This window comes from Polaribacter gochangensis, from assembly GCF_046224025.1.
GTDB lineage: Bacteria > Bacteroidota > Bacteroidia > Flavobacteriales > Flavobacteriaceae > Polaribacter > Polaribacter gochangensis.
Genome location: NZ_JBJXRF010000002.1, coordinates 113,478 through 135,980, shown reverse-complemented (window position 1 = coordinate 135,980; position 22,503 = coordinate 113,478). Strand labels below are relative to the sequence as shown.

The window sequence follows — 22,503 nt, the reverse complement described above, 5'->3', positions numbered from 1 at the left end:
CCTTTACGCTTTTACACAACCTTATAATTTAAAAACGAATGGATATATCGGTAGTTATACCTTTATTAAACGAAGAAGAATCTTTAGAAGAATTATACCGTTGGATTGCAAACGTAATGCAATCCAATTCTTATGTTTTTGAAGTTATTTTTATTGATGATGGTAGCACAGATACTTCTTGGAATGTCATCGAAAAATTATCTAATAAGCATGCTGAAGTAAAAGGAATTCGCTTTCAAAAAAACTACGGTAAAAGTCAGGCTTTAGATGCAGGTTTTGAGCTCGCAGAAGGAAATGTTGTAATTACAATGGATGCGGATTTACAAGACAATCCGGACGAAATCCCTGAATTATTCGATTTAATTAGCAACGAAAATTACGATCTAATTTCTGGTTGGAAAAAGAAACGTTACGACAATGTTGTAACTAAAAACATTCCTTCTAAACTGTTTAATTTTGCCGCAAGAAAAACTTCTGGATTAAAATTACACGATTTTAACTGCGGATTAAAAGCATATAAAAATGAAGTTGTAAAAAGCGTAAAAGTTAGCGGAGAAATGCATCGTTACATTCCTGTATTAGCCAAAAACGAAGGTTTTACTAAAATAGGTGAAAAAGTGGTACAACATCAAGCAAGAAAATACGGCGTTACAAAGTTTGGTATGAGCCGTTTTATAAATGGATTTCTAGATTTAATTACCATTTCATTTTTATCAAAATTTGGTAAACGACCTATGCACATATTCGGACTTTGGGGCACGTTGATGTTTATTTGCGGATTTATGTCTGCAGCCTTTATTGGAGTTCTTAAAATTTATAAATTATCTGCCGGATTAAAAACAATTTTAATAACAGACAATCCTTGGTTTTATATTGCATTAACAGCTATGATTTTAGGAACACAATTATTTTTAGCTGGTTTTCTTGGTGAGCTTTTAATTAAAACGAAAAGCCACGAAAAGCATTACACCATTAAAGAAACCTTAAATATCTAAATCCGTATCTTTGCGGATAGAATTTTTTACATGAAAGAGACTTTAGCACAAGCAACACTTTGGCTTTCTGACACGTTTGATTCAGAAACAAGAACAGAAATTCAACAATTAATCGATACAAATTCTGATGATTTAGCAGATCGATTTTATAAAAATATGGAATTCGGAACTGGCGGAATGCGTGGAATTATGGGCGCAGGAACCAACCGAATTAATAAATATACGTTGGGAAAAGCAACACAAGGGTTGAGCAATTATTTACAGCGATGTTTTCCTAACAAAGATTTAAAAGTTGCCATTGCATTTGATTGCAGACACAACAGCGCAGCGTTTTCAAAATTGGTGGCAGATGTACTTTCTGCAAATAATATTCAGGTGTTTTTATTTGAAGATTTACGTCCAACTCCAGAATTGTCTTTTGCTGTAAATCACTTAGACTGTGATGCAGGAATTGTATTAACTGCATCTCACAATCCGCCAGAATACAACGGATACAAAGTGTATTGGAATGACGGCGGACAAATTGTTCCTCCGCACGACAAAAAAATTATTGACGAAGTAAATTCATTAGAGTTTTCTGAAATCAACTTTAAAGCCAACAAAGATTTAATTACAAAAATTGGATCAAAAGTAGATGAAGCTTTTTGGGAAGCATCCATTAAAAACGGAACATTTGATGTTAAAAACAGAGCAGATTTAAAAATTGTTTTTACGTCTTTACACGGAACCTCAATTACATTAATTCCGGAAGCATTAAAACGCGCTGGTTACACCAATGTGCATATTGTAAAAGAACAAGCAGAACCAAATGGAGATTTCCCAACGGTACAATCACCAAATCCAGAAGAGCCAGAAGCCTTAAAAATGGCTATCCATTTAGCCAATGATGTAGATGCTGATATTGTCATTGGAACCGATCCAGATTCAGACAGATTAGGAATTGCAGTAAGAGATTTAGAAGGAAGTATGAAGTTGCTAAACGGAAATCAAACGATGAGTATGATGACCGATTTTTTAATCAATCAATGGAAAATAAGCGGAAAATTAAATGGGAAACAATTTGTAGGTTCTACGATTGTATCAACCAATTTGGTAAACGAAATTGCCAATTCCTATGGAGTTGAAACCAAAGTTGGTTTAACTGGTTTTAAATGGATTGCTAAAATGATACAAGATTTTCCGAATCAAGAATTTATTGGTGGCGGAGAAGAAAGTTTTGGGTATATGGTGGGTGATTTTGTACGAGATAAAGATGCCGTTACAGCAACCTTATTAGCTTGCGAAATTGCTGCAAACGCAAAATCAAACGGAAGTACTTTTTATAAAGATTTATTAGCATTATATATCAAAAATCATTTTTACAAAGAGCATTTAATTTCTATTGTAAAAAAAGGAATGGACGGCGCTGCTCAAATCAAACAAATGATGGTTGATTTACGCAAAAACCCTTTGACACAAATTGATGGCTCTAAGGTTGAATTCTTATATGATTATCAATCGTCAATCAAAAAAAACCTAATCACTGGTGAAGAAGCAGTAATAGATATTCCAAAATCAAACGTATTAATTTATCAAACAGAAGACGGAACCAAAGTTGCTGCTAGACCAAGCGGAACGGAACCGAAAATAAAGTTCTACTTTAGCGTAAAATCTAAATTAGATGTTGTTGAAAATGCTGTTGCAATAGAAAATCAATTGGATGCTAAAATTGAACGTATTATAAAAGAATTAGATCTATAATGAATTACTTTAAACAAATATTACGATTTGCTAGACCTTACAGAAAATATGTGTTTTTAAACATATTGTTTAACATCTTGTATGCTATTTTTAATGTACTTTCAGTATTGGCTTTTATTCCTGTTTTAAACATTCTTTTTAAGCAGGAAAACAAAATTACTTCTCAACCTATTTATAACGGAATTAGCTCTGCTGGTTCTTATATAAAAGAAAGTTTTTATTTTTATATTTCTCAAAAGATAGAAAATGAAGGTGTTATTCAAGTGCTCTTATTTATTTGTTTAGTCACATTTGCGTTGTTTTTTCTTAAAAATTTATTCCGCTATTTAGCGTCTTATGTGTTGGTTTTTTTACGAAACGGAACTGTAAAAGACATCAGAGATAGTTTGTATCAAAAAATTGTTGAACTACCAATTGCTTATTTTTCAAAAAAGAAAAAAGGAGATATTATTGCAAGGATGACTTCTGATGTTCAAGAAATTGAAATTTCTTTTCTTACTTCTTTAGAAGCTATTGTAAGAGAACCTTTAACGGTGGTTATTTCGCTTACAATGATGATTGTGATTAGTCTAAAACTAACACTTTTTGTATTTATTCTATTGCCTGTTTCGGGCTTTATCATTTCTGCAATTAGTAAAAAATTAAAAGCAAATTCTTTAAAAGCACAAAAAGAAACAGGAAACTTTTTATCTTTTATTGAAGAAACATTGACAGGCTTAAGAGTTATAAAAGGGTTCAATGCAGAAAACATTATTGGTAGAAAATTTAAAGATTCTACAAAAAAATTCAAACAATTAATGACGAGTGTTTTGCATAGACAAACACTCGCTTCACCAATGAGTGAGTTTCTAGGTTCTGCAACCATAATTGCCATTTTATGGTACGGAGGAAAATTAGTTTTAGAAAATAATAGTCCTTTAAAACCAGAAGAATTTTTGACGTACATCATGTTGTTTTACACCGTTTTAAATCCGGTTAAAGCAATTACTACGGCGTATTATAACATTCAAAAAGGAAATGCTTCTGCAGAAAGAATTGTTGAAGTGTTGAGTGCAGAGAATGAAATTGTTGAAGAAGAAAATGCGCTAACAAAAAGCAGCTTTGATCGTGAAATTATTTTTGATAATATCTCTTTTAAATATGATGATGAATATGTGCTTAAAAACTTTTCATTGACAATTCCTAAAGGAAAGACCGTTGCTTTGGTTGGACAATCTGGAAGTGGTAAATCAACTTTAGCAAATTTAATTACTCGTTTTTATGATGTAAATGAAGGTGCAATTTTTATTGATGGTATCAACATTAAAGACCTAAAAAAAAGAGCATTACGGAATTTAATGGGAATTGTAACACAAGACTCTATTTTATTTAATGATACTGTTGCTAATAATTTAACTCTGGGATTAGAAAATGCAACAGAAGCCCAAATTAGAGAAGCTGCAGAAATTGCGAATGCGCATGAATTTATCAAAGACTTACCAAATACCTACGACACTAATATTGGCGATAGTGGAAACATGCTTTCTGGCGGGCAAAAACAACGATTGAGCATTGCAAGAGCTGTTTTGAAAAATCCACCAATTATGGTATTAGATGAAGCTACTTCTGCTTTAGACACAGAATCTGAACAACTGGTTCAGGTAGCTTTAGAAAAGATGATGCAAAACAGAACTTCGTTAGTAATTGCGCATCGTTTATCAACCATTCAAAAAGCTGATACCATTGTCGTATTAAAAAAAGGTAAAATAATTGAGCAAGGAAAACACGAAGATTTAATGCAAGCAGAAGGAGATTATTACAAGTTAGTTTCTATGCAATCTTTATAAAATTGCTATTCTTTTTTCAACCCTAAAGCTTTTCCTTTTTCTAACATAAATTGATACGAAGCTTCGTATTCATTCGGAATTACGCCTTCTAAAATAGCTTCTTTTATGGCTTCTTTTAATTGACCTATTTCTCTACAAGGTTCTAAATTAAAGGTTTTCATAATCAATTCACCAGAAATTGGAGGTTGAAAATTACGCACATGATCGCGTTCTTCTACTTCTTTTATTTTTGCTCTTACCAACTCAAAATTCTTGTGATATCGTTTAAATTTCGATGGGTTTTTAGTCGTAATATCTGCTTCACATAACGTCATTAACGATTCAATATCATCGCCTGCATCAAAAACCAAACGTCTAACTGCAGAATCTGTAACTTCGCTTGCTAGCACAATTGGACGAGAACTTAACAAGACCATTTTCTGAACAAACTTCATTTTGTTATTCAACGGCATTTTTAATCGTTTAAACAATTTAAAAACCATTTTTGAGCCCACAAATTCGTGTGCATGAAATGTCCAACCTATTTTTTTATGAAACTTTTTTGTTGGTGCTTTTCCGATATCGTGTAACAAAGCAGCCCAACGCAACCAAAGATCATCAGTGTTTTCAGAAATATTATCAACTACTTCTAAGGTATGGTAAAAATTATCTTTATGCTTTTGCCCTTCTACTTCTTCTACGCCTTTTAAAGCAATCAGTTCTGGTAAAATTTGCGGTAATAATTGCGTTGATTCTAATAATAAAAATCCGACTGAAGGTTTTGCAGAAAGCATTATTTTATGCAATTCATCCACAATACGTTCTTTGGTAATGATTTTTAATCGATCTGCATTTTTAGAAATTGCAGCTAAAGATTTTGGTTCAATTGTAAAATGCAATTGACTTGCAAATCGGATAGCGCGCATCATTCGTAAAGGATCATCAGAATAGGTGATATTTGGTTCTAATGGCGTTCTTATGATTTTAGATTCTAGATCTTCAACACCATTAAATGGATCTAACAACAATCCAAAATCTTTTGTATTTAAACTTAACGCCAATGCATTAATTGTAAAATCTCTTCTGTTTTGATCGTCTTGTAAAGTTCCTTCTTCTACTTCTGGATTTCTACTTTCTTCAGAATACGACTCTTTTCTTGCTCCTACAAATTCAATTTCGATGTCTTTATAACGCAACATTGCTGTTCCGTACGTTTTAAAAACTTGTACTTTGGGTTTTGTTGGCAATAATTCTGCAACTTTTTCTGCTAGTTCAATTCCGCTACCAACAGCAACAACGTCTACATCTTTTGCATTTCCTCTTTCTAATAAATAATCACGTACAAAACCTCCAATTACATAACTTTTAACTCCTAATACTTCTGAAGCTTTAGAAATATAACTAAAAATGGATGCAGAAATTGCGTCTTTATAAAATTGCTGTTGCATGTACTTTTATTCTTTTTTAATATAGAATTTATTAATTTCTGTAAGCGCGTTTTTTAAAACATCGTAATTTAATTCTGCTTCTTTAATCGGATTCAAATCTAAATCAGTAATGTCAAACAAACCAGTTGCAAACACTTTGGTAATTCTATCTTTTTCTATAATTGCATAATTGTTATTATAGCCACTTACAAACCATTCTCTAGGTTGTAGATCAAATAAATTTTGACCAAAACTATAGGTATTCATTGGCGATTTTACACCCAAATAATTGCTCATTAATGTCGGAACAATATCATAATGTAAAGAAAGTTTATCGTATTTTTTTGGTTCTTTAGAAGCATCAAATAATATCATCGGGACTTTTATTTGATATTTTGAATAATTTCCTCCGTGCTGCCAATACCCTTTTTTATTGTCGTTAAATTCTTGTCCGTGATCTCCTGTAATTACAATTATGGTAGATTCTAGTAGGTTTTCGCTTTTTAATTTCTCAATGATTTTTCCGATTTCGTTATCAATAAAGTGAACGGAATTTCTGTAGCGATTAAAAAACAATGTTGGATCATAATCATCATCTAAATCTAAATAATTAACAACTTCTAAAGATGGTTTAAAAGGTAACTTATAATCTTCTGGATATTCATAAGCATGTGCTGCATCATAAAAAAGAAAGCTAAAAAAAGGTTTTGTGTTCGATGAACTTATCGAACCTAACAGTTCATTTGTTATCTCAATATCTTTACCAATTACCGTTTTTGCTTTAGAGGATAATCTTAAGCTAGGAATTGCTGAAAATACATTTTTATCAAAAGGCGGATTTTGAAGTGTTGCGCTCGCAAGAATATGAAACGAATAGTTTTGCTGTAACATTTTATCAATAAAAACTGGCGACTTTTCTATCTGTGTAAATTGTTCCCAGTACAAACCAGAAAATCCGTAAAACATAGAAAAAATTCCACCATCTGTTCCGTTAGAACCGCTATAATGATTTGTAAAATGTTGCGATTTTTTTGATAATTTATAAATATTTGGAGTAACAATACTATCCATACAATCAAATCTCCAAGAATCTATAGTTAAAAACAATATGTTTTTCTGGGTATCTGGTTTCTCTGAAATGATTTCCTCTAAAGGATATTTTACCGTATTTGTATAACTAATTTTATATAAATCTCTGTTTTTTCTTGCTTTTTCTGGATCAACAAAACCATTCTCTGTTAAAAACCTTTTTGCTGTTAGCGGATGAAATAACGGATATACATGACTAATTTGTGTAATTGGTCTATAATAACTTGCGTCTGCCCAAGCGTACACAACATGTGTAAACAAAAGCGAAACAATAAAAACCCAGGAAAGCAATTTTGTTCTTAAGCGAACGTTTTTTGTGACAATCTTTTTTGCAATATATAGAATAAGAATTTGCAATACTAAAAGCCCCATAATTTTTAAAAAAACTAAGAAAATAGTTGTGCCAGAAAACTGAAACACATCCGTAGCATTTTTCCCAAAAACAAGTTTAAAGACAAATGGAGATAAATGATATCGAAACTGACTAAAAATCATACTATCTAATCCTAAAAGTAAAAGAGAGCATAACGATAAAGTTGCAAATACAATTCTTGAAACCTTTTTACTTTTTGTGATAAAATAAATCAAATAACTAATAAAAAGTGTTGGCAAAAAGAGTAAAATAAAATGACTAATTGTAGAAAAAATACTGTATAAATTAGCCAACAAATACTCAGAACTTTCTATGTATTTTACATAAGTCCTAGCAATATAAAACACAATAACTAAGTTTAATAAAAAACCTATAAACAATTCTTTTCTGAAAATTTTCTTTGTGTTCATGCTATATTTGCTACTCTCTTAGAATTACAATAGCACCCGTTGTATCAATTTTTAAAATTCTTGATGGTGATGTTGAAAATTCTTCAAGCTGCAAATTTACTATATAATCAACGCTATCCAAAATAGTTGCATGTATTTCTGAAAATGATTTTGGTGTTGGTTCTCCGCTGATATTTGCTGAAGTAGAAACAATTGGTTTTCCGAGAGCTTTAATTAAAGTTTTACAAAAATCATTTTGAACAATTCTGATCGCGATGGAATTATCTGACGCAATCACATTTTGCGCCAAACCTTTCGGATTGTCATAAATAATTGTGGTTGGTTTTGTTGCTTTTTCTAGTTCTTCAATTGCTTTATCTGGAATGTTTTCTACAAACTCAGAAAGCATTGCAAAAGAATCAACCAAAATGATGAGACTTTTACTTTCTGCGCGTTGTTTGATTTTATAAATTTCAGAAACGGCACTAAAATTAGTAGCATCGCAACCAATTCCCCATACGGTATCGGTTGGATATAAAAGTGTTTTTCCTTCTTTTAAAGCTGTTGCAAAACGCTGAATTTCTTCTGATTTCAAAACCGTTAATTTTATTCTTTTTTCTTAGCTACCGTTGCATGTTGCATAAAAAACATATCTAACTGAGAACCCAATAAAACAATGTTGAACAACACTGCAAACGGAAAATATAAGAATGATTTTGTGGTATTTATCCCTTTGATTGTTTGAATGTTATAACCACATTCTTTATACATTCTTTTAATACTTTTCTTTGTAAAAAAACGATAATGTGTTCTGTCTAAAATTAAGTCGTCTGTATATTTCCAATCTCTATTGAAAATGAGTTTAAATAGGTTTTTAGAATACCGAACATTCGGAATTGAAGTTACTAAAACTCCGTCTTTTTTTAATTTTGATTTTAAACTTACAATGTCATCCCAAGGCTCTAACAAATGCTCAATCACATCGTTCATTACAATGGCATCAAAATAATTATCTGGCAAGTCATTTAACACTTCATCTAAAGTTCCTAAAAGTACTTTTGTCAATTTTTGCTTTGCTTCTTTTGCAGATGCTTCAAACGGCTCAACTCCCCAAGTTTCAACTCCTTCCTGCACCAATTGAGCAGAAAAATTACCAGCACCACAGCCAATTTCTAAAATAGTTTTTGCCGTTTTTGGTATAAAACCTAACATTTCTGGTCTTACATTTTTATAATATCCTGCTTCTTTAATATCCATACTATTTTGAGTTTATTGCTCTTTTTTAAATGGTAAATTCATTGATCTTTTGCTCAACCAAGTTCCTTTTTTCAACGAATGATTATAATAATTAATCAATTCTATAAACAAATATAGATTTAATTTTAATTTAGGAATAAAAAAGAAACATATTCCGATAATTGCTGAAATTGTTTTAGAAACTATGCTCATAAAAATAAGTAAACGCAATAATAAAAAACGTGTCAATCCTTTAAAATGATTTCGAATATATACATGTTTAGAAACCAATACTTCTGATTTGGTAATTTTCGATGTGTGAATGTTAATTCTTGATGCTCCTCCATGATTATGAATAATGTTTACATTTTTAAGCAACACAATTTCACCATTCTTGTTTCTTACTTTTTTACACAAATCTACATCTTCAAAATACATCCAATAGTCTTCGCTCCATCCATTTATTTTTTGAAACCATTTTCTAGAAATAAAAACAACCGAACCAGAAACCCAATCTGGAAAAATCTTCTCATCATCTTGTTTTGTTTCTTTTGAAACGGATCTATAAATTGCTCTGGTTATTCCGAATAAAGTAAACGGTCCAGGAAATATTCTATTTGTAGCTTCAAAAGAGCCATTATTATTTAATTGATTACAAGAAACAATTCCGAAATTTTCATTGTTATTTAAATTGATTAACATCTTATGAATTGCATCTTCACTAGCAATGGTATCTGGATTTAAAAACAACATGTTTTTTCCAACACAGTGCATTGCACCAAAATTACATCCGTTAGCAAAACCATTGTTTCCTGTGTTTTCTATAAATTTAAACTGCGTGTATTCTTTAGAAAACTCTTTTAATTTTCCGTCGTTAGAATTGTTATCAACCACCACAACTTCAAAAGTAAATCTTTCTTGTTTAAAATGTAAAATCGCATCTAAACAATCTTTTAAATGTCTCCAGCTTTTATAATTTACAATGATGATTGATACATCTTTTTCTGTGCTACTTATTTCAAAGTCTTCAATCGGATTTTTTACAGTTTTTGAGGTTTTATATTTTAAGTTTAATACTTCAACATATCTTCTCCAAACTCCAAAGGCATGTAGCCAAGAAATCACAAATCCTCGATACCCATCAATAACCCCAAGCTGAATTATGAACTGAATAAAAAAACGAATAAAAGGTTTTAAGAACAAGTGAAATGGTGTTACAAACAAGCCTTTTTCTAAAAGCTCTATTGCTTGTAATTTTGCATATTTTTTGAGCTTATTTTTATATTGATGGTAATTTTTATACGAATAGTGATTTAGCTTTCCTTTAAAGAACCCTATTTTACCATTTGTTGAAATTTCTTCATGAACTTTCCCAACATACCTACAAGAATCTTTTCGAAATAATCGAATTACTTTATCTCTTCTCCAACCACTAAAATTTAGTTTTTTATTTTTATAGAAAAAGCTTCTGTAAATATAAAAAGCATCAAAACTAGACGTAGAAATTACAGTTTGTAAAATTTCGTTTTTTAAATTTTCTGGAACTGTTTCATCGGCATCTAAAAGAAAAACCCAATCGTTACTTGCCTTTTCTATGGCAAAATTCTTTTGACTCGAAAAATTATCAAAAATTCTTTGGATTAAAATGGCACTAGATTCATTTACTATTGCTACCGTTTTATCAGTACTAAAAGAATCAATTACAATAATTTCATCCGCAAAACTAACAGAATCTAATGCTCTTTGAATATTAGATTCTTCGTTAAAAGTTGGAATGATTGCTGTAATTTTTGTCATAAAACTAAACGGCTACATCATATTCGCGCAATGCGTCATTTAAAGATGTTTTTTTATCTGTACTTTCTTTTCTTTTTCCAATGATTAATGCACACGGAACATTAAATTCTCCTGCAGCAAATTTTTTGGTATAACTTCCTGGAATTACTACAGAACGAGCAGGAACAATTCCTTTCATTTCAATCGGTTTATCACCTGTAACATCTATAATTTTAGTACTCATTGTTAAGACAACATTTGCTCCTAAAACAGCTTCTTTCTCTATCTTAACACCTTCTACAACAATGCAACGAGAGCCAATAAAAGCCCCATCTTCTATAATCACTGGCGATGCTTGTAATGGTTCTAAAACTCCGCCAATTCCAACACCACCAGATAAATGTACATTCTTTCCAATTTGTGCGCAACTACCAACAGTTGCCCAAGTATCAACCATCGTTCCTTCGTCTACATACGCGCCAATATTCACATAACTTGGCATTAAAATAGTTCCGGAAGAAATATAAGCTCCGTGACGAGCAACCGCATTTGGCACCACTCGAATTCCTTTTTCTGCATAATTTCTTTTTAGTGGAATTTTATCGTGATATTCAAAAATACCGGCTTCTAACGTTTCCATTTTCTGAATTGGAAAATATAAAACAACGCCTTTTTTAATCCATTCATTTACTTGCCATCCATCAGAAGTAGGTTCAGCAACTCTTAAAGTTCCTGCATCTAATAAATCGATTACTTTTCGAATTGCTAAAATTGTGTTTTCTTCTGTAAGCAATGCTCTGTTATTCCAAGCATTTTCTATTGTTTCTCTTAAGTTTTCCATTTTGTAAAGTATCTTTCTGCAAATATAAATCTATCTGTAAAAATCTAAGCGAAGATACATTTTTTAAACAGATATTTTTATCCTGTTTAAAATCCTTATTTTTGCAAAAAGTTTTTTAATGAGTAGAATTTTAGCCATCGATTTTGGTAAAGTAAGAACAGGTATCGCAGTTACAGACGAACTACAAATTATTGCTTCTGGTTTAACAACGGTTGCTACGACTGAATTAATTTCGTTTTTAAAAACGTATACTCAACAAGAAAATGTAGCACTTTTTTTGGTAGGGTTGCCAAAACAAATGGACAATACAGATAGCGAAAGTGAAGTATTTATTACGCCTTTTTTAGAAAAATTAAAGAAACAATTTCCAACAATTCCAGTTCAAAGAGTTGATGAACGCTTTACCTCAAAAATGGCTTTTCAAACAATGTTAGATGGCGGAATGAAAAAAAAACAACGCCAAAATAAAAGTTTGATTGACGAAATTAGTGCCACAATTATTTTACAATCATATTTATATAACAAATAAATTGATACCATTTTTCCTTGTAGTTCAAAGATTAAAAGGCACAAAGTTAAAAAGAGAAGAGTAAAACCATCTTTGAAATCCAAGTGAAGCAATCTTGTGTAATTAAAAAAAAAGCACATCCTTAAAATTCGTAATTCAAAAATTCGTAATTCGTAATTCTAAATTGTATTTTTGCAACCAAATTTTACAATAAATGATATTACCAATAGTAGCTTACGGTGATCCTGTTTTAAGAAAAGTAGGAATAGAAATCGACAAAGAGTATCCAGAGTTAGATATTTTAATTGCCAACATGAAAGAAACCATGTACAATGCTCATGGTGTTGGTTTGGCTGCGCCACAAATTGGTAAAGCAATCCGATTATTTATGGTCGACACTTCTCCTTTTGCAGAAGATGAAGCATTAGACGAGGAAGAAAGAAAAATATTAGCAGATTTTAAACACGTATTTATCAATCCAAAAATTATTGAAGAACATGGAGATGAATGGGCTTTTAACGAAGGGTGTTTAAGCATTCCGGATGTTAGAGAAGATGTGTTTAGACAAGAAGAAATTAAAATTGAATATTTAGATGAAGACTTTAAAAAGCACAGTAAAACTTTAAATGGTTTGGCTGCAAGAGTTTTTCAACACGAATATGATCATATAGAAGGAATTTTATTTACTGATAAATTATCATCATTAAAGAAAAGATTGATTAAAAAGAAATTAGAAAACATCTCAAAAGGGAAAATAAAAGCAGATTACAGAATGCGTTTCCCGAAGTTAAAAAAGAATAAAAAATAATGTTTGCTCAGGCAAACACAAAAAAATAAAATTTATGGAGTTTAATAAAATTATTGCCGTTACCGGTAAACCAGGTTTGTTTCATGTCGTTTCACAAACAAAAACAGGAATTGTTGTTGAGTCTTTATCAGACAAAAAACGCTTTCCAATTCTTTCTACTCAAAATGTGAGTTTGCTAGAAAATATTGCCATTTTCACCTACGAAGAAGAAGTACCATTATTAACTGTTTTCAAATCAATCTTTGAAAAAGAAGAAGGAAAAGAAACCATTAGTCATAAAGAAAGTGGCGCAAAATTAACATCATTTTTTGCTGAAATTTTACCAGATTTTGACCAAGAACGTGTATATACATCAAACATCAAAAAAATTGTACAATGGTACAATATGTTAATTGCTGTAGGGTTTGATTTTTCTAAAGTAGAATTGTCAGCAGAAACAACCGAAGAAGCATAAATGAATTCTAGAGCTCAGCAATTAGAGGCTTTTGGTAGGTTGTTAGATATCATGGACGAGCTTCGAGAGAAATGCCCGTGGGATCAAAAACAAACCTTAGAATCGTTACGACACTTAACGATTGAAGAAACCTACGAATTGGCTGATGCAATTTTAGACAACGATTTAGAAGAAATTAAAAAAGAGCTAGGCGATGTGTTGTTACACATCGTTTTTTACGCAAAAATTGGGAGCGAGAAAAAAGCGTTTGATATTGGTGATGTTGCCAATGCCATTTCTGATAAATTGATTGATAGACATCCGCATATTTACGGCGATGTTGTTGTAAAAGACGAAAAAGAAGTAAAACAAAACTGGGAAAAACTAAAACTCAAAGAAGGAAAAAATTCGGTTTTAGAAGGCGTTCCTAAAAGTTTACCCGCAGTTGTAAAAGCAAACCGAATTCAAGATAAGGTTGCTGGCGTTGGTTTTGATTGGGAAAAACCGCAACAAGTTTGGGAAAAAGTTCAAGAAGAATTGTCTGAATTGAACGAAGAAGTAAAAAACAACAATAAAGAAAATATAGAATCTGAATTTGGAGATGTATTATTTTCAATGGTTAATTACGCACGTTTTATCGGGGTAAACCCAGAAAACGCGTTGGAAAAAACCAATAAAAAATTCATTAAACGTTTTCAATTCTTAGAAAAAGCAGCTAAAAAAGAAGGCAAAGAACTTTCTAATATGTCCTTGACAGAAATGGATGTTTATTGGAACGAGTCTAAAAAGTTTTTCAAATAACGAATTCTCGTCCAATTCCAAAAATAGTTCCCGAAATAAAGGAAAAGTGTAGCTTTAAACATCGAATTATGAAAAGAAACGCTACTCAGTAATTTCACAGGAATCAACTTGACTTTTTGATTTGTTTTGTGGCAAGACAATATGAACAGATATAATCTATTTATTTTTAAAAATGGATTTTAGATCAAGTACGAAATGATAATTCATTTTGTATCTTTACTTTTATGAACGTACTTATAATTACTGGCGGATCTAACGGTATCGGAAAAGCCACTGCCCAAAAATATGCTTTAGAAAACCATAAAGTTTTTTCAATTTCTAGAAGCAAAGCCACCAATGTTTCTTTTCATCAATTTACTGCAGATTTAAGCAATACAACTGAAGCTGTCAATGCAATTAACTCAGTGTTTTCTGAAATAAATCTAAACACAATTTCTGCTATTACTTTATTAAACAACGCAGGAAATTTAGGAGAAATAAATACGCTTGGTAATTTAGATTCTGCAAAAATTCAGCAAACCATTCAGTTAAATACCACTACTCCATTAGTCTTGTCAAATGAATTTATAAAACTGACACAAAAACTGGATTGCAAAAAACAAATTATCAATATTTCTTCTGGCGCAGCAACAAATCCGTATGCAGGTTGGTCTGTGTATTGTACTTCTAAAGCAGCTTTAGATATGACAACCAAAGCCATTGCAACGGAACAAGACGATGTTAAAAACGGTGTAAAATGTGTAGCAATTTACCCTGGAGTTGTAGATACTAATATGCAAACAGCAATCAGAAAAACTTCTGAAGCTCAATTTAAAAATGTGCAACGTTTTAAAGATTTAAAAAACAACAACGAATTATTTTCATCAGAATTTGTTGCAAATAAAATTTATGAAATTGATACTTTAAATCAATTAGAAAATGGTGATATTGTTGATATTAGAAAAATATAATTTGATTCTAAACTCGTTTTTCGATAACTTCGTTCATCTCTGATAGGAAGCAATACATGAATTTAGAAGTAGAAAAATATCTTAGCAATCTTAGCAAATGGAAACATGAATTAACACGTTTGCATTACCTAATTGCTGATTGTGGATTGGTCACAACTTATAAATGGAAACATCCTTGCTACACTTTTAAAGAAAAAAATATTGTTATCATTCACGGGTTTAAAAATTACTGTGCAATTCTTTTTCCAAAAGGCGTTTTATTAAACGACTCGAAAAATATTTTAATTCAACAAACAGAAAACACACAATCTGCTCGGCAAATCCGATTTACAACTCTTTCAGAAATTGAAGCACTAAAAACAACCATTAAAGATTATATTTACGAAGCTATTGAGGTAGAAAAAGCAGGTTTAAAAGTAACTAAGAAAAAAACATCAGATTTTGAAATACCAGTTGAATTGGAACAAAAATTTAAAGAAAACGTTGACTTTAAAGCTGCTTTTAAAAATTTAACAGAGGGAAGACAACGAGGCTATTTATTACATTTTTCTCAACCAAAACAAGTTAAAACTCGAATTTCAAGAATTGAAAAAAATACTGCACGGATTTTAAACGGCAATGGTTTACATGATTGCATCTGCGGATTATCTAAAAGAATGCCAAATTGTGATGGCTCTCATAAACAATTATAAACAATTATTTAAAAAGGTGAAAAATGACAATTAAAGTAGAAACTACAATTAATGCTTCTTTAGAAAAAGTTTGGGAATTATGGACCAACCCAAAACATATTACACAGTGGAATTTTGCATCAAACGAATGGTGTTGTCCAACTGCAATCAATGATTTAAAACCAAATGGAGACTTTGTTTGGCGAATGGAAGCAAAAGATGGCAGTATAGGATTTGATTTTATAGGAACTTATCAAACTGTAATAATTAATGAGTTTATTTCATATAAAATGGAGGACGGGCGAATTGCAAATATTACATTTTCAGCTCAAGAAAACGGAATTCAAATAACAGAAGAATTTGAAACTGAAGGTACAAATTCTGATGAACAACAAAGAGCTGGTTGGCAATCTATTTTAGAAAACTTTAAAAAATATGTAGAATCAATTGAAACTTTTTAGTTCGTAAATTCAAAATATTATTGTTTCACACAGTTTTAATTTCTGTCTATATTTGCATTAAATAAATCCTTCAAATGAAAAAAATTGCTTTACTACTATTCATTTTACTTGCTGCTTGTTCAAAAAGCGAAGAAGAACTCCCAAGTACAGAAACTTTAATTACTAATATTTCTCCAAAAAGAGTTAAATATGGTGACACAATTACCATAACCGGGAAAAACTTACACAAAGGAATTAATGCAAATTTTAGTTATCTTAATAAAGCTTACATTAACTATAACCGAACTATACAATATTGGGATTTTATTTATGGGTCAGATATAAAAGCAACCTTTAAGGTACCAGAATTAATTCATGAAGATATATTACTAACTACATCAACAGACAATAAATTAAACATGAAATATCATGGTGTAATTAAACTAAAACATGACTTGTGGTTTAATGATTATCAGGTAATTGATAAAAACACAGCTTATGCAATAGATAGAGGTAAGTTATATAAATCTACTAATGGATATTATAATTGGGAAGATATATATACTGCACCTGAAAAACACTACATTTCTTCAATATATTATTTAGATGATACTAATATTTGGATTTCTTTAATAGACGATACATACAAAGGTCCTTATATAAGTATGTATCATTCAAGTGATGGTGGAAAAAACTTCACTTTTAAATATCCTATTAAAGGAAATTATTCTATTGACAGTACAACAAAAATTAAATATTTCTCTAATAATAATGGTTATTTTATGACTGGAAATCAAGAAATGTTTTTTGTTAATAACAACAATACTCCTAAAAACATCTATGATCATTTTCCTAATTTAAACTCCTTGCCTTTTGGAAAAATAGATGTTTATGATTTTACAGCCATCAATGAAAATCTAATTTTCTTAGCATCAAACAACTCTCCATATCTTATTAAAATAGACAATGGTCAAGTTTCGTATTCACAATTCCAAAGGCAAGCTTCTGCTCCACAATTCTTAGACAATATTGGTTATGTTAGGGTTGGTGATGAAATCCACAAATCTGTTGATTATGGCAACACATGGACTAAAGTTTATGAAGGTAAGTTTTCTGGTGTTCGTTTTTTAACCAAAGATATTGGTATATTATTAATCTTCGGTGGTTGGCAAATCCCACATTATTTTATTAGAACTGATGATGGTGGAAGAACTTGGACAGAAAACTCTTACTCTAACGGGAAATATATAGAACCACATGCAGATGATTCTAAAAATTATTCCTGGTTGTTTTACAATAATATAAAATATATAGAATAAAAAAAGCAGCCAAATAGCTGCTTTTTTTATTATGCTAATTTCTTAGCATTTTTTACTTTTTGTTTTGTGAGCGCAAGTTCTATTACTTCGCTCATATCTGAAACATAATGAAACGTCAATCCTTTTAAATAAGATTCTTTAATTTCTAAAATGTCTTTTTCGTTTTCTTTACACAGAATAATTTCTTTAATATTTGCTCTTTTTGCTGCTAATATTTTTTCTTTGATTCCGCCTACAGGCAACACTTTACCACGTAACGTAATTTCTCCAGTCATTGCTAACTTGTTTTTCACCTTACGCTGTGTAAACACAGAAACCAACGACGTTAACATCGTTACTCCAGCACTTGGTCCATCTTTTGGCGTTGCACCTTCTGGCACGTGAATATGCACATTGTATTTATCTAAAATCTCAGGATTTACTCCAAAATCTTCTGCATTTGCTTTGATATATTCCATCGCAATGGTTGCAGATTCTTTCATTACTTTTCCTAAGTTTCCTGTAATTGTTAAATTTCCTTTACCCTTCGATAAAATAGATTCAATAAATAAAATATCTCCCCCAACAGCTGTCCAAGCCAAACCTGTAACAACTCCAGCAACATCATTTGTTTCATATTTGTCACGTTCTAATCTTGCAGGTCCTAATATTTTTTCAATATCATCATTGGTTAATGCAATTTCATAAGTTTCTTCCATTGCAATAGATTTTGCAGCAAAACGCACCACTTTCGCAATTTGTTTTTCCAATCCACGAACTCCAGATTCACGTGTATATCCTTCAACAACCTTTTCTATTTGCGCTTTCCCTAACTTTAAATGTTCTTTTGTTAAACCGTGTTCTTTTAATTGTTTTGGCAACAAGTGTCTTTTTGCAATTTCTGTTTTTTCTTCGATGGTATAACCAGAAACATTGATAATCTCCATTCTGTCTCTTAACGCCCAAGGAATTTCTCCTAAATTGTTAGCTGTGGCGATAAACAATACTTTAGACAAATCGAAACCAACTTCTAAATAATTATCATAAAACTCTGTATTCTGCTCAGGGTCTAACACTTCTAACATTGCAGAAGATGGATCTCCTTGATGACTATTACTCAATTTATCAATTTCATCCAATACAAAAACTGGGTTAGCAGTTCCTGCTTTTTTCAAATTCTGAATCAATCTTCCTGGCATTGCGCCAATATATGTTTTTCTGTGCCCTCTGATTTCTGCTTCGTCTCGCAAACCACCTAAAGACATTCTAACATATTTTCTTCCCAACGATTCTGCAACCGATTTTCCTAGCGACGTTTTTCCAACTCCAGGAGGTCCGTATAAACAGATAATTGGAGATTTCATATCATTTCTCAGTTTTAAAACCGCCAAATGTTCTATGATTCTTTCTTTAACTTTTTCCAATCCAAAATGATCTCTATCTAAAATCTTTTGAGCTCTTTTTAGATCGAATTTGTCCTCAGAATATTCTCCCCAAGGTAATTCTAATAGCAATTCCAAATAACTTCTCTGAACACCATATTCTGCCATTTGCGGATTCATTCTGCGCAAACGAGCTAATTCCTTATCAAATGTTTCAGCAACTTCTTTCGCCCATTTCTTCGTTTTAGATTTTTTACGCATTTCTTCTAATTCTTCGTCGTTAGAAACACCACCTAATTCTTCTTGAATGGTTTTTAATTGCTGATGCAAATAATATTCGCGTTGTTGTTGATCCATATCAGTTCGCGTTTTCGACTGAATATCATTCTTCAACTCTAAACGTTGCAGTTCTTTATTTAAACGTTTTAACGTTAATAAAGCACGTTCTTTTAAGTTATCTTGCGCTAATAATTCTTGCTTTTCTTTTACGGATAAATCCATGTTTGATGAAATAAAATTCACCAAAAACGAATTCGATTGAATGTTTTTAATTGCAAAAGATGCTTCCGAAGGCAACATCGGATTTACTTTAATAATTTGCAATGCTTGTTCTTTTATTGAATCGATAATTGCGTCAAACTCTTTATTTTTTTCGTCTGTTTTATCTTCTACTGCTGCTTTTGTAGTTGCTTTTAAATACGGTTCTGTTTGAACAACTTGATCAATTTCAAAACGTTTTTTCCCTTGGATAATTACTGTTGTATTTCCGTCAGGCATTTTTAACACTCGTAAAATTTGTGCTACAACACCAATTTTATGAATGTCGTTTTCTGTAGGGTTTTCTACTTCTGGGTTTTTTTGTGCAACAACACCTAAAATTTTATCACCGGCATTTGCATCTTTTATCAATTGAATGGAGGCATCTCTTCCTGCTGTAATCGGAATTACAACTCCAGGAAATAACACGGTATTTCTTAAAGGTAAAATTGGTAAAACGGACGGAATTTCTTCTTTGTTTATAATTTCCTCATCTTCTGGTGTCATCAACGGAATTAATTCCGAATCTTCATCTAACATGTTGTGAAGCGACAAACTGTCTAATCCTAATATTTTAGCGTTACTCATAGTATTTATATCTGTCAAGTTGACATTTAATCTTTTATTTCTAATTTTAAAAAAGCTACAAACTTATACTTATTTAATTGATAATCAATATTATAAGTATAATTACTTTTTAACTTCTACTCTATTAAGACAATTGTTGTGCCAATACGTTTAGGCTACTCGGTTCCGTTTACTTCTAAAGCCTTTTTTGTAACTTCGCTACATATGTTTCACTTTTTTCATTGAAAAAAACGTGTGATCATCTAAAAATTCATCAACATTACACCATATGAAAAACAGAATTTTACTCTTCTCAGTCATTGGATTTTTATCCTTTTCTAATTCATTTGCTCAAAAAATTGAATTAGGTTATCTTGAACAACAAATTCACAAACTTATGAAAGACTTTGACGTCCCTGGTCTTTCTATCGGTATTGTGCAAAATGATGCTGTTTTATTTTCGAAAGGGTTTGGAAATTTAGCAATCCACAAAAAAACAAAAGTTGATGAAAATACCATCTTCGGAATAGGTTCAATTTCAAAATCTTTTACCGCTCTAACTTTAGGTATTTTGGTTGACGAAGGAAAAATAAATTGGGATGATAAAGTAACTTCTCATTTACCTTATTTTGAATTGTACGCGCCATATGTTACCAATAACTTTACCATAAGAGATTTACTAACACACAGAAGTGGCTTAAAAAGTGTTAGCGGCGGAACCCTTTGGTATCACTCAGACAAATCTAGAGTTGATATTATAAAAGGACTCAAATATTTAAAACCAGTATCTGGATTTAGAGAAAAACCTGCGTATCAAAATGTAATGTTTGTGGTGGCTTCTGAAATTGTTAAAAAAGTTGCTGGAATGACTTGGGATACCTTTCTTAAAACAAGAGTGTTCGACAAACTAAAAATGTCTAATAGCACTTCTTTAGCTGCAGATAGAGAAGCAACTGTAAACTTAGCGCAACCTCATATTTGGAATGAGAAATATGAAAAAGTCACCATAAAACAGGAAAAAGGAGACAACCTTTCTCCAGGTGGATTTATCTATTCATCCGCAAAAGAAATGTCTAATTACATGAGGCTCTTATTGAATGATGGAACTTTTAATAATGAAAAAATAGTGAATCCAAAAATAGTCAACGAAATTTTCAAACCACAAATTCTTTATCCACGAGGAGGAGCACCTTTTTACAACGAATTTACATCTTATGGTTTTGGTTGGTGGCTAACGCTCAAAAATGGTCATAAAATAATTGAACATAGTGGCGGAATTGACGGTATGAGAGCAAATCTTGTAATGGTAAAAGACATGAATCTTGGTTTTATAATCCTCACAAATGAAGGTAACGAGCCTGTAATATCTTTATTAACTTCCATATTATTAGAGAAATTTCTTAATGATCCATCTTATAATATCTATAACCGAGTGAAGAAAAATAGAGATAAAAACTTACAGCGAAAAAAAGATTCACCGAAACAGATTGTAAAAATTGCTAACACAAAACCATCATTGTCAATTACAAAATATGCAGGAAAATATTCAGACAACATGTATGGAGATATTCTGATAAATGAGATTGAAGGTGGCGAATTAGAAATTTCATTTTCTCATTCTACTGTTTTTAGAGGAAAATTAAAACATTGGCATTTTGATACGTTTGAAATTGATTGGTACGACATTAGAGTTCCGAACGGATTTTTAACCTTTAATTTTAATGCAAAAAGAGAAATACTAGGGTTTTCTATAGATCAAGAAAATTTACTTGATGTAGATTTTAATGAACTAGAAATACAAAAAAAGAAAGACTAACATTTTTACCTTATAAATAAGCTCAAAATAATTAAATAGCCTTTGTTACATATGTAGCAAAGGCTATTTTTGCAATTCTATAAAAATAAGACCTTTATTTTATAATTTCGGTATCATTAATTGCAACCACTTCTAGATCAAAAATAAGATCTTTACCTGCTAAAGGATGATTTCCATCTATAACAATACTTTCCTCCCCAACTTCTACAACTCGTAAATTCATTTCTTGTCCGTCTGGAGATTTAGAAACAAGTCCCATACCAACTTCTGGTTCTAGATCTTTAGGAAGTTCTGTTCTTTTTACTTCTTGAATTAGATGCTTATGAATTTCTCCATATGCTTCTTCTTTAGCAACTGTAATCGTTTTTTTTTCATTTATTTTCATGTCAATTACACCCTTTTCAAAACCAGGAATTAACTGGCCTTCTCCTAAAGTAAATTCTAATGGCTCTTTTCCTTCAGAACTGTCAAAAATTTGTCCGTCAGGTAACTTTCCTGTGTAATTAACTTTAATCGTGTTGTTTTCTTTAACTTGATTCATATGATATGTTCTAATTTTAAAAAATATTCTTTGCATAACTCTTACACAGCAAATATTTTAATTTAAACTTACTCAAACAA

Annotated in this window: 20 protein-coding genes; 12 read left to right on the top strand and 8 right to left on the bottom strand. The window is 31.1% G+C overall.

Translation table 11 applies throughout. The features are described from left to right. The first annotated feature begins 38 nt into the window (after positions 1 to 38). Genes ACEWL1_RS05935 through ACEWL1_RS05925 form a run of 3 tightly spaced genes read left to right on the top strand, consistent with a single transcriptional unit; the run spans position 39 to position 4,561 of the window. A complete protein-coding gene (locus ACEWL1_RS05935; RefSeq protein ID WP_409232378.1) occupies positions 39 to 995 on the top strand; it encodes a glycosyltransferase family 2 protein in 957 nt (318 codons plus the stop codon). 30 nt (positions 996 to 1,025) lie between these two features. After that, on the top strand, positions 1,026 to 2,735 hold the full coding sequence (locus ACEWL1_RS05930) for a phospho-sugar mutase (protein WP_409232377.1): 1,710 nt from the start codon (positions 1,026 to 1,028) through the stop codon (positions 2,733 to 2,735). Further along, on the top strand, positions 2,735 to 4,561 hold the full coding sequence (locus ACEWL1_RS05925; RefSeq protein ID WP_409232376.1) for an ABC transporter ATP-binding protein: 1,827 nt from the start codon (positions 2,735 to 2,737) through the stop codon (positions 4,559 to 4,561). The genes ACEWL1_RS05930 and ACEWL1_RS05925 overlap by 1 nt, the downstream gene beginning before the upstream one ends. Before the next feature lie 5 nt (positions 4,562 to 4,566). On the opposite strand, the gene ACEWL1_RS05920 is transcribed toward ACEWL1_RS05925, so the two are convergent. The 6 genes from ACEWL1_RS05920 to ACEWL1_RS05895 are packed head-to-tail and all read right to left on the bottom strand — an operon-like array spanning position 4,567 to position 11,671. Next, positions 4,567 to 5,988, bottom strand: coding sequence for a CCA tRNA nucleotidyltransferase (locus tag ACEWL1_RS05920; protein ID WP_409232375.1), 1,422 nt, complete (start codon positions 5,986 to 5,988; stop codon positions 4,567 to 4,569). A 6-nt stretch (positions 5,989 to 5,994) separates the two neighbouring features. Then, positions 5,995 to 7,839 (bottom strand): DUF3413 domain-containing protein, encoded by a 1,845-nt coding sequence (locus tag ACEWL1_RS05915; protein ID WP_409232374.1) that lies wholly within the window; start codon positions 7,837 to 7,839, stop codon positions 5,995 to 5,997. Positions 7,840 to 7,849: 10 nt separating this feature from the next. Continuing rightward, complete coding sequence (locus ACEWL1_RS05910) at positions 7,850 to 8,413, bottom strand: L-threonylcarbamoyladenylate synthase (RefSeq protein WP_409232373.1); 564 nt, start codon at positions 8,411 to 8,413, stop codon at positions 7,850 to 7,852. 11 nt (positions 8,414 to 8,424) lie between these two features. Then, positions 8,425 to 9,075: a class I SAM-dependent methyltransferase gene (locus tag ACEWL1_RS05905; protein WP_409232372.1), complete on the bottom strand. Its 651-nt coding sequence runs from the start codon at positions 9,073 to 9,075 to the stop codon at positions 8,425 to 8,427. Positions 9,076 to 9,087: 12 nt separating this feature from the next. Further along, on the bottom strand, positions 9,088 to 10,851 hold the full coding sequence (locus ACEWL1_RS05900; protein ID WP_409232371.1) for a glycosyltransferase: 1,764 nt from the start codon (positions 10,849 to 10,851) through the stop codon (positions 9,088 to 9,090). A 4-nt stretch (positions 10,852 to 10,855) separates the two neighbouring features. After that, positions 10,856 to 11,671 carry a 2,3,4,5-tetrahydropyridine-2,6-dicarboxylate N-succinyltransferase gene (locus tag ACEWL1_RS05895; protein WP_409232370.1) on the bottom strand — a complete coding sequence of 272 codons (816 nt, stop codon included), beginning with the start codon at positions 11,669 to 11,671 and terminating at the stop codon, positions 10,856 to 10,858. A gap of 118 nt (positions 11,672 to 11,789) precedes the next feature. On the opposite strand from ACEWL1_RS05895, the gene ruvX reads away from it, so the two are divergent. From ruvX to ACEWL1_RS05855, 8 genes are all read left to right on the top strand, one after another. Next, complete coding sequence (gene ruvX, locus ACEWL1_RS05890; RefSeq protein ID WP_409232369.1) at positions 11,790 to 12,200, top strand: Holliday junction resolvase RuvX; 411 nt, start codon at positions 11,790 to 11,792, stop codon at positions 12,198 to 12,200. Positions 12,201 to 12,393: 193 nt separating this feature from the next. Continuing rightward, the gene (def, locus tag ACEWL1_RS05885; protein ID WP_409232368.1) at positions 12,394 to 12,987 is read left to right on the top strand and encodes a peptide deformylase; all 594 of its coding nucleotides are present in this window, start codon (positions 12,394 to 12,396) and stop codon (positions 12,985 to 12,987) included. Between the two features lie 34 nt (positions 12,988 to 13,021). Then, on the top strand, positions 13,022 to 13,441 hold the full coding sequence (locus tag ACEWL1_RS05880) for a DUF5606 family protein (RefSeq protein ID WP_409232367.1): 420 nt from the start codon (positions 13,022 to 13,024) through the stop codon (positions 13,439 to 13,441). Continuing rightward, on the top strand, positions 13,442 to 14,221 hold the full coding sequence (mazG, locus tag ACEWL1_RS05875; protein ID WP_409232366.1) for a nucleoside triphosphate pyrophosphohydrolase: 780 nt from the start codon (positions 13,442 to 13,444) through the stop codon (positions 14,219 to 14,221). 224 nt (positions 14,222 to 14,445) lie between these two features. Then, positions 14,446 to 15,171: an SDR family NAD(P)-dependent oxidoreductase gene (locus tag ACEWL1_RS05870; protein ID WP_409232365.1), complete on the top strand. Its 726-nt coding sequence runs from the start codon at positions 14,446 to 14,448 to the stop codon at positions 15,169 to 15,171. Between the two features lie 56 nt (positions 15,172 to 15,227). After that, positions 15,228 to 15,863 carry a DUF1801 domain-containing protein gene (locus tag ACEWL1_RS05865; protein ID WP_409232364.1) on the top strand — a complete coding sequence of 212 codons (636 nt, stop codon included), beginning with the start codon at positions 15,228 to 15,230 and terminating at the stop codon, positions 15,861 to 15,863. Positions 15,864 to 15,886: 23 nt separating this feature from the next. After that, complete coding sequence (locus tag ACEWL1_RS05860; protein WP_409232363.1) at positions 15,887 to 16,303, top strand: SRPBCC domain-containing protein; 417 nt, start codon at positions 15,887 to 15,889, stop codon at positions 16,301 to 16,303. 74 nt (positions 16,304 to 16,377) lie between these two features. Then, positions 16,378 to 17,601, top strand: a complete 1,224-nt coding sequence (locus tag ACEWL1_RS05855; RefSeq protein ID WP_409232362.1) for a WD40/YVTN/BNR-like repeat-containing protein — start codon at positions 16,378 to 16,380, stop codon at positions 17,599 to 17,601. Positions 17,602 to 17,630: 29 nt separating this feature from the next. On the opposite strand, the gene lon is transcribed toward ACEWL1_RS05855, so the two are convergent. Next, entirely contained in the window at positions 17,631 to 20,087 is a 2,457-nt protein-coding gene (gene lon / locus ACEWL1_RS05850; protein WP_409232361.1) for an endopeptidase La, read from the bottom strand. Between the two features lie 268 nt (positions 20,088 to 20,355). Here lon and ACEWL1_RS05845 point away from each other — a divergent pair, with 268 nt between their 5' ends. Continuing rightward, positions 20,356 to 21,882, top strand: coding sequence for a serine hydrolase (locus ACEWL1_RS05845; protein WP_409232360.1), 1,527 nt, complete (start codon positions 20,356 to 20,358; stop codon positions 21,880 to 21,882). 94 nt (positions 21,883 to 21,976) lie between these two features. On the opposite strand, the gene ACEWL1_RS05840 is transcribed toward ACEWL1_RS05845, so the two are convergent. After that, entirely contained in the window at positions 21,977 to 22,423 is a 447-nt protein-coding gene (locus tag ACEWL1_RS05840) for an FKBP-type peptidyl-prolyl cis-trans isomerase (protein WP_409232359.1), read from the bottom strand. Positions 22,424 to 22,503 lie beyond the last annotated feature (80 nt).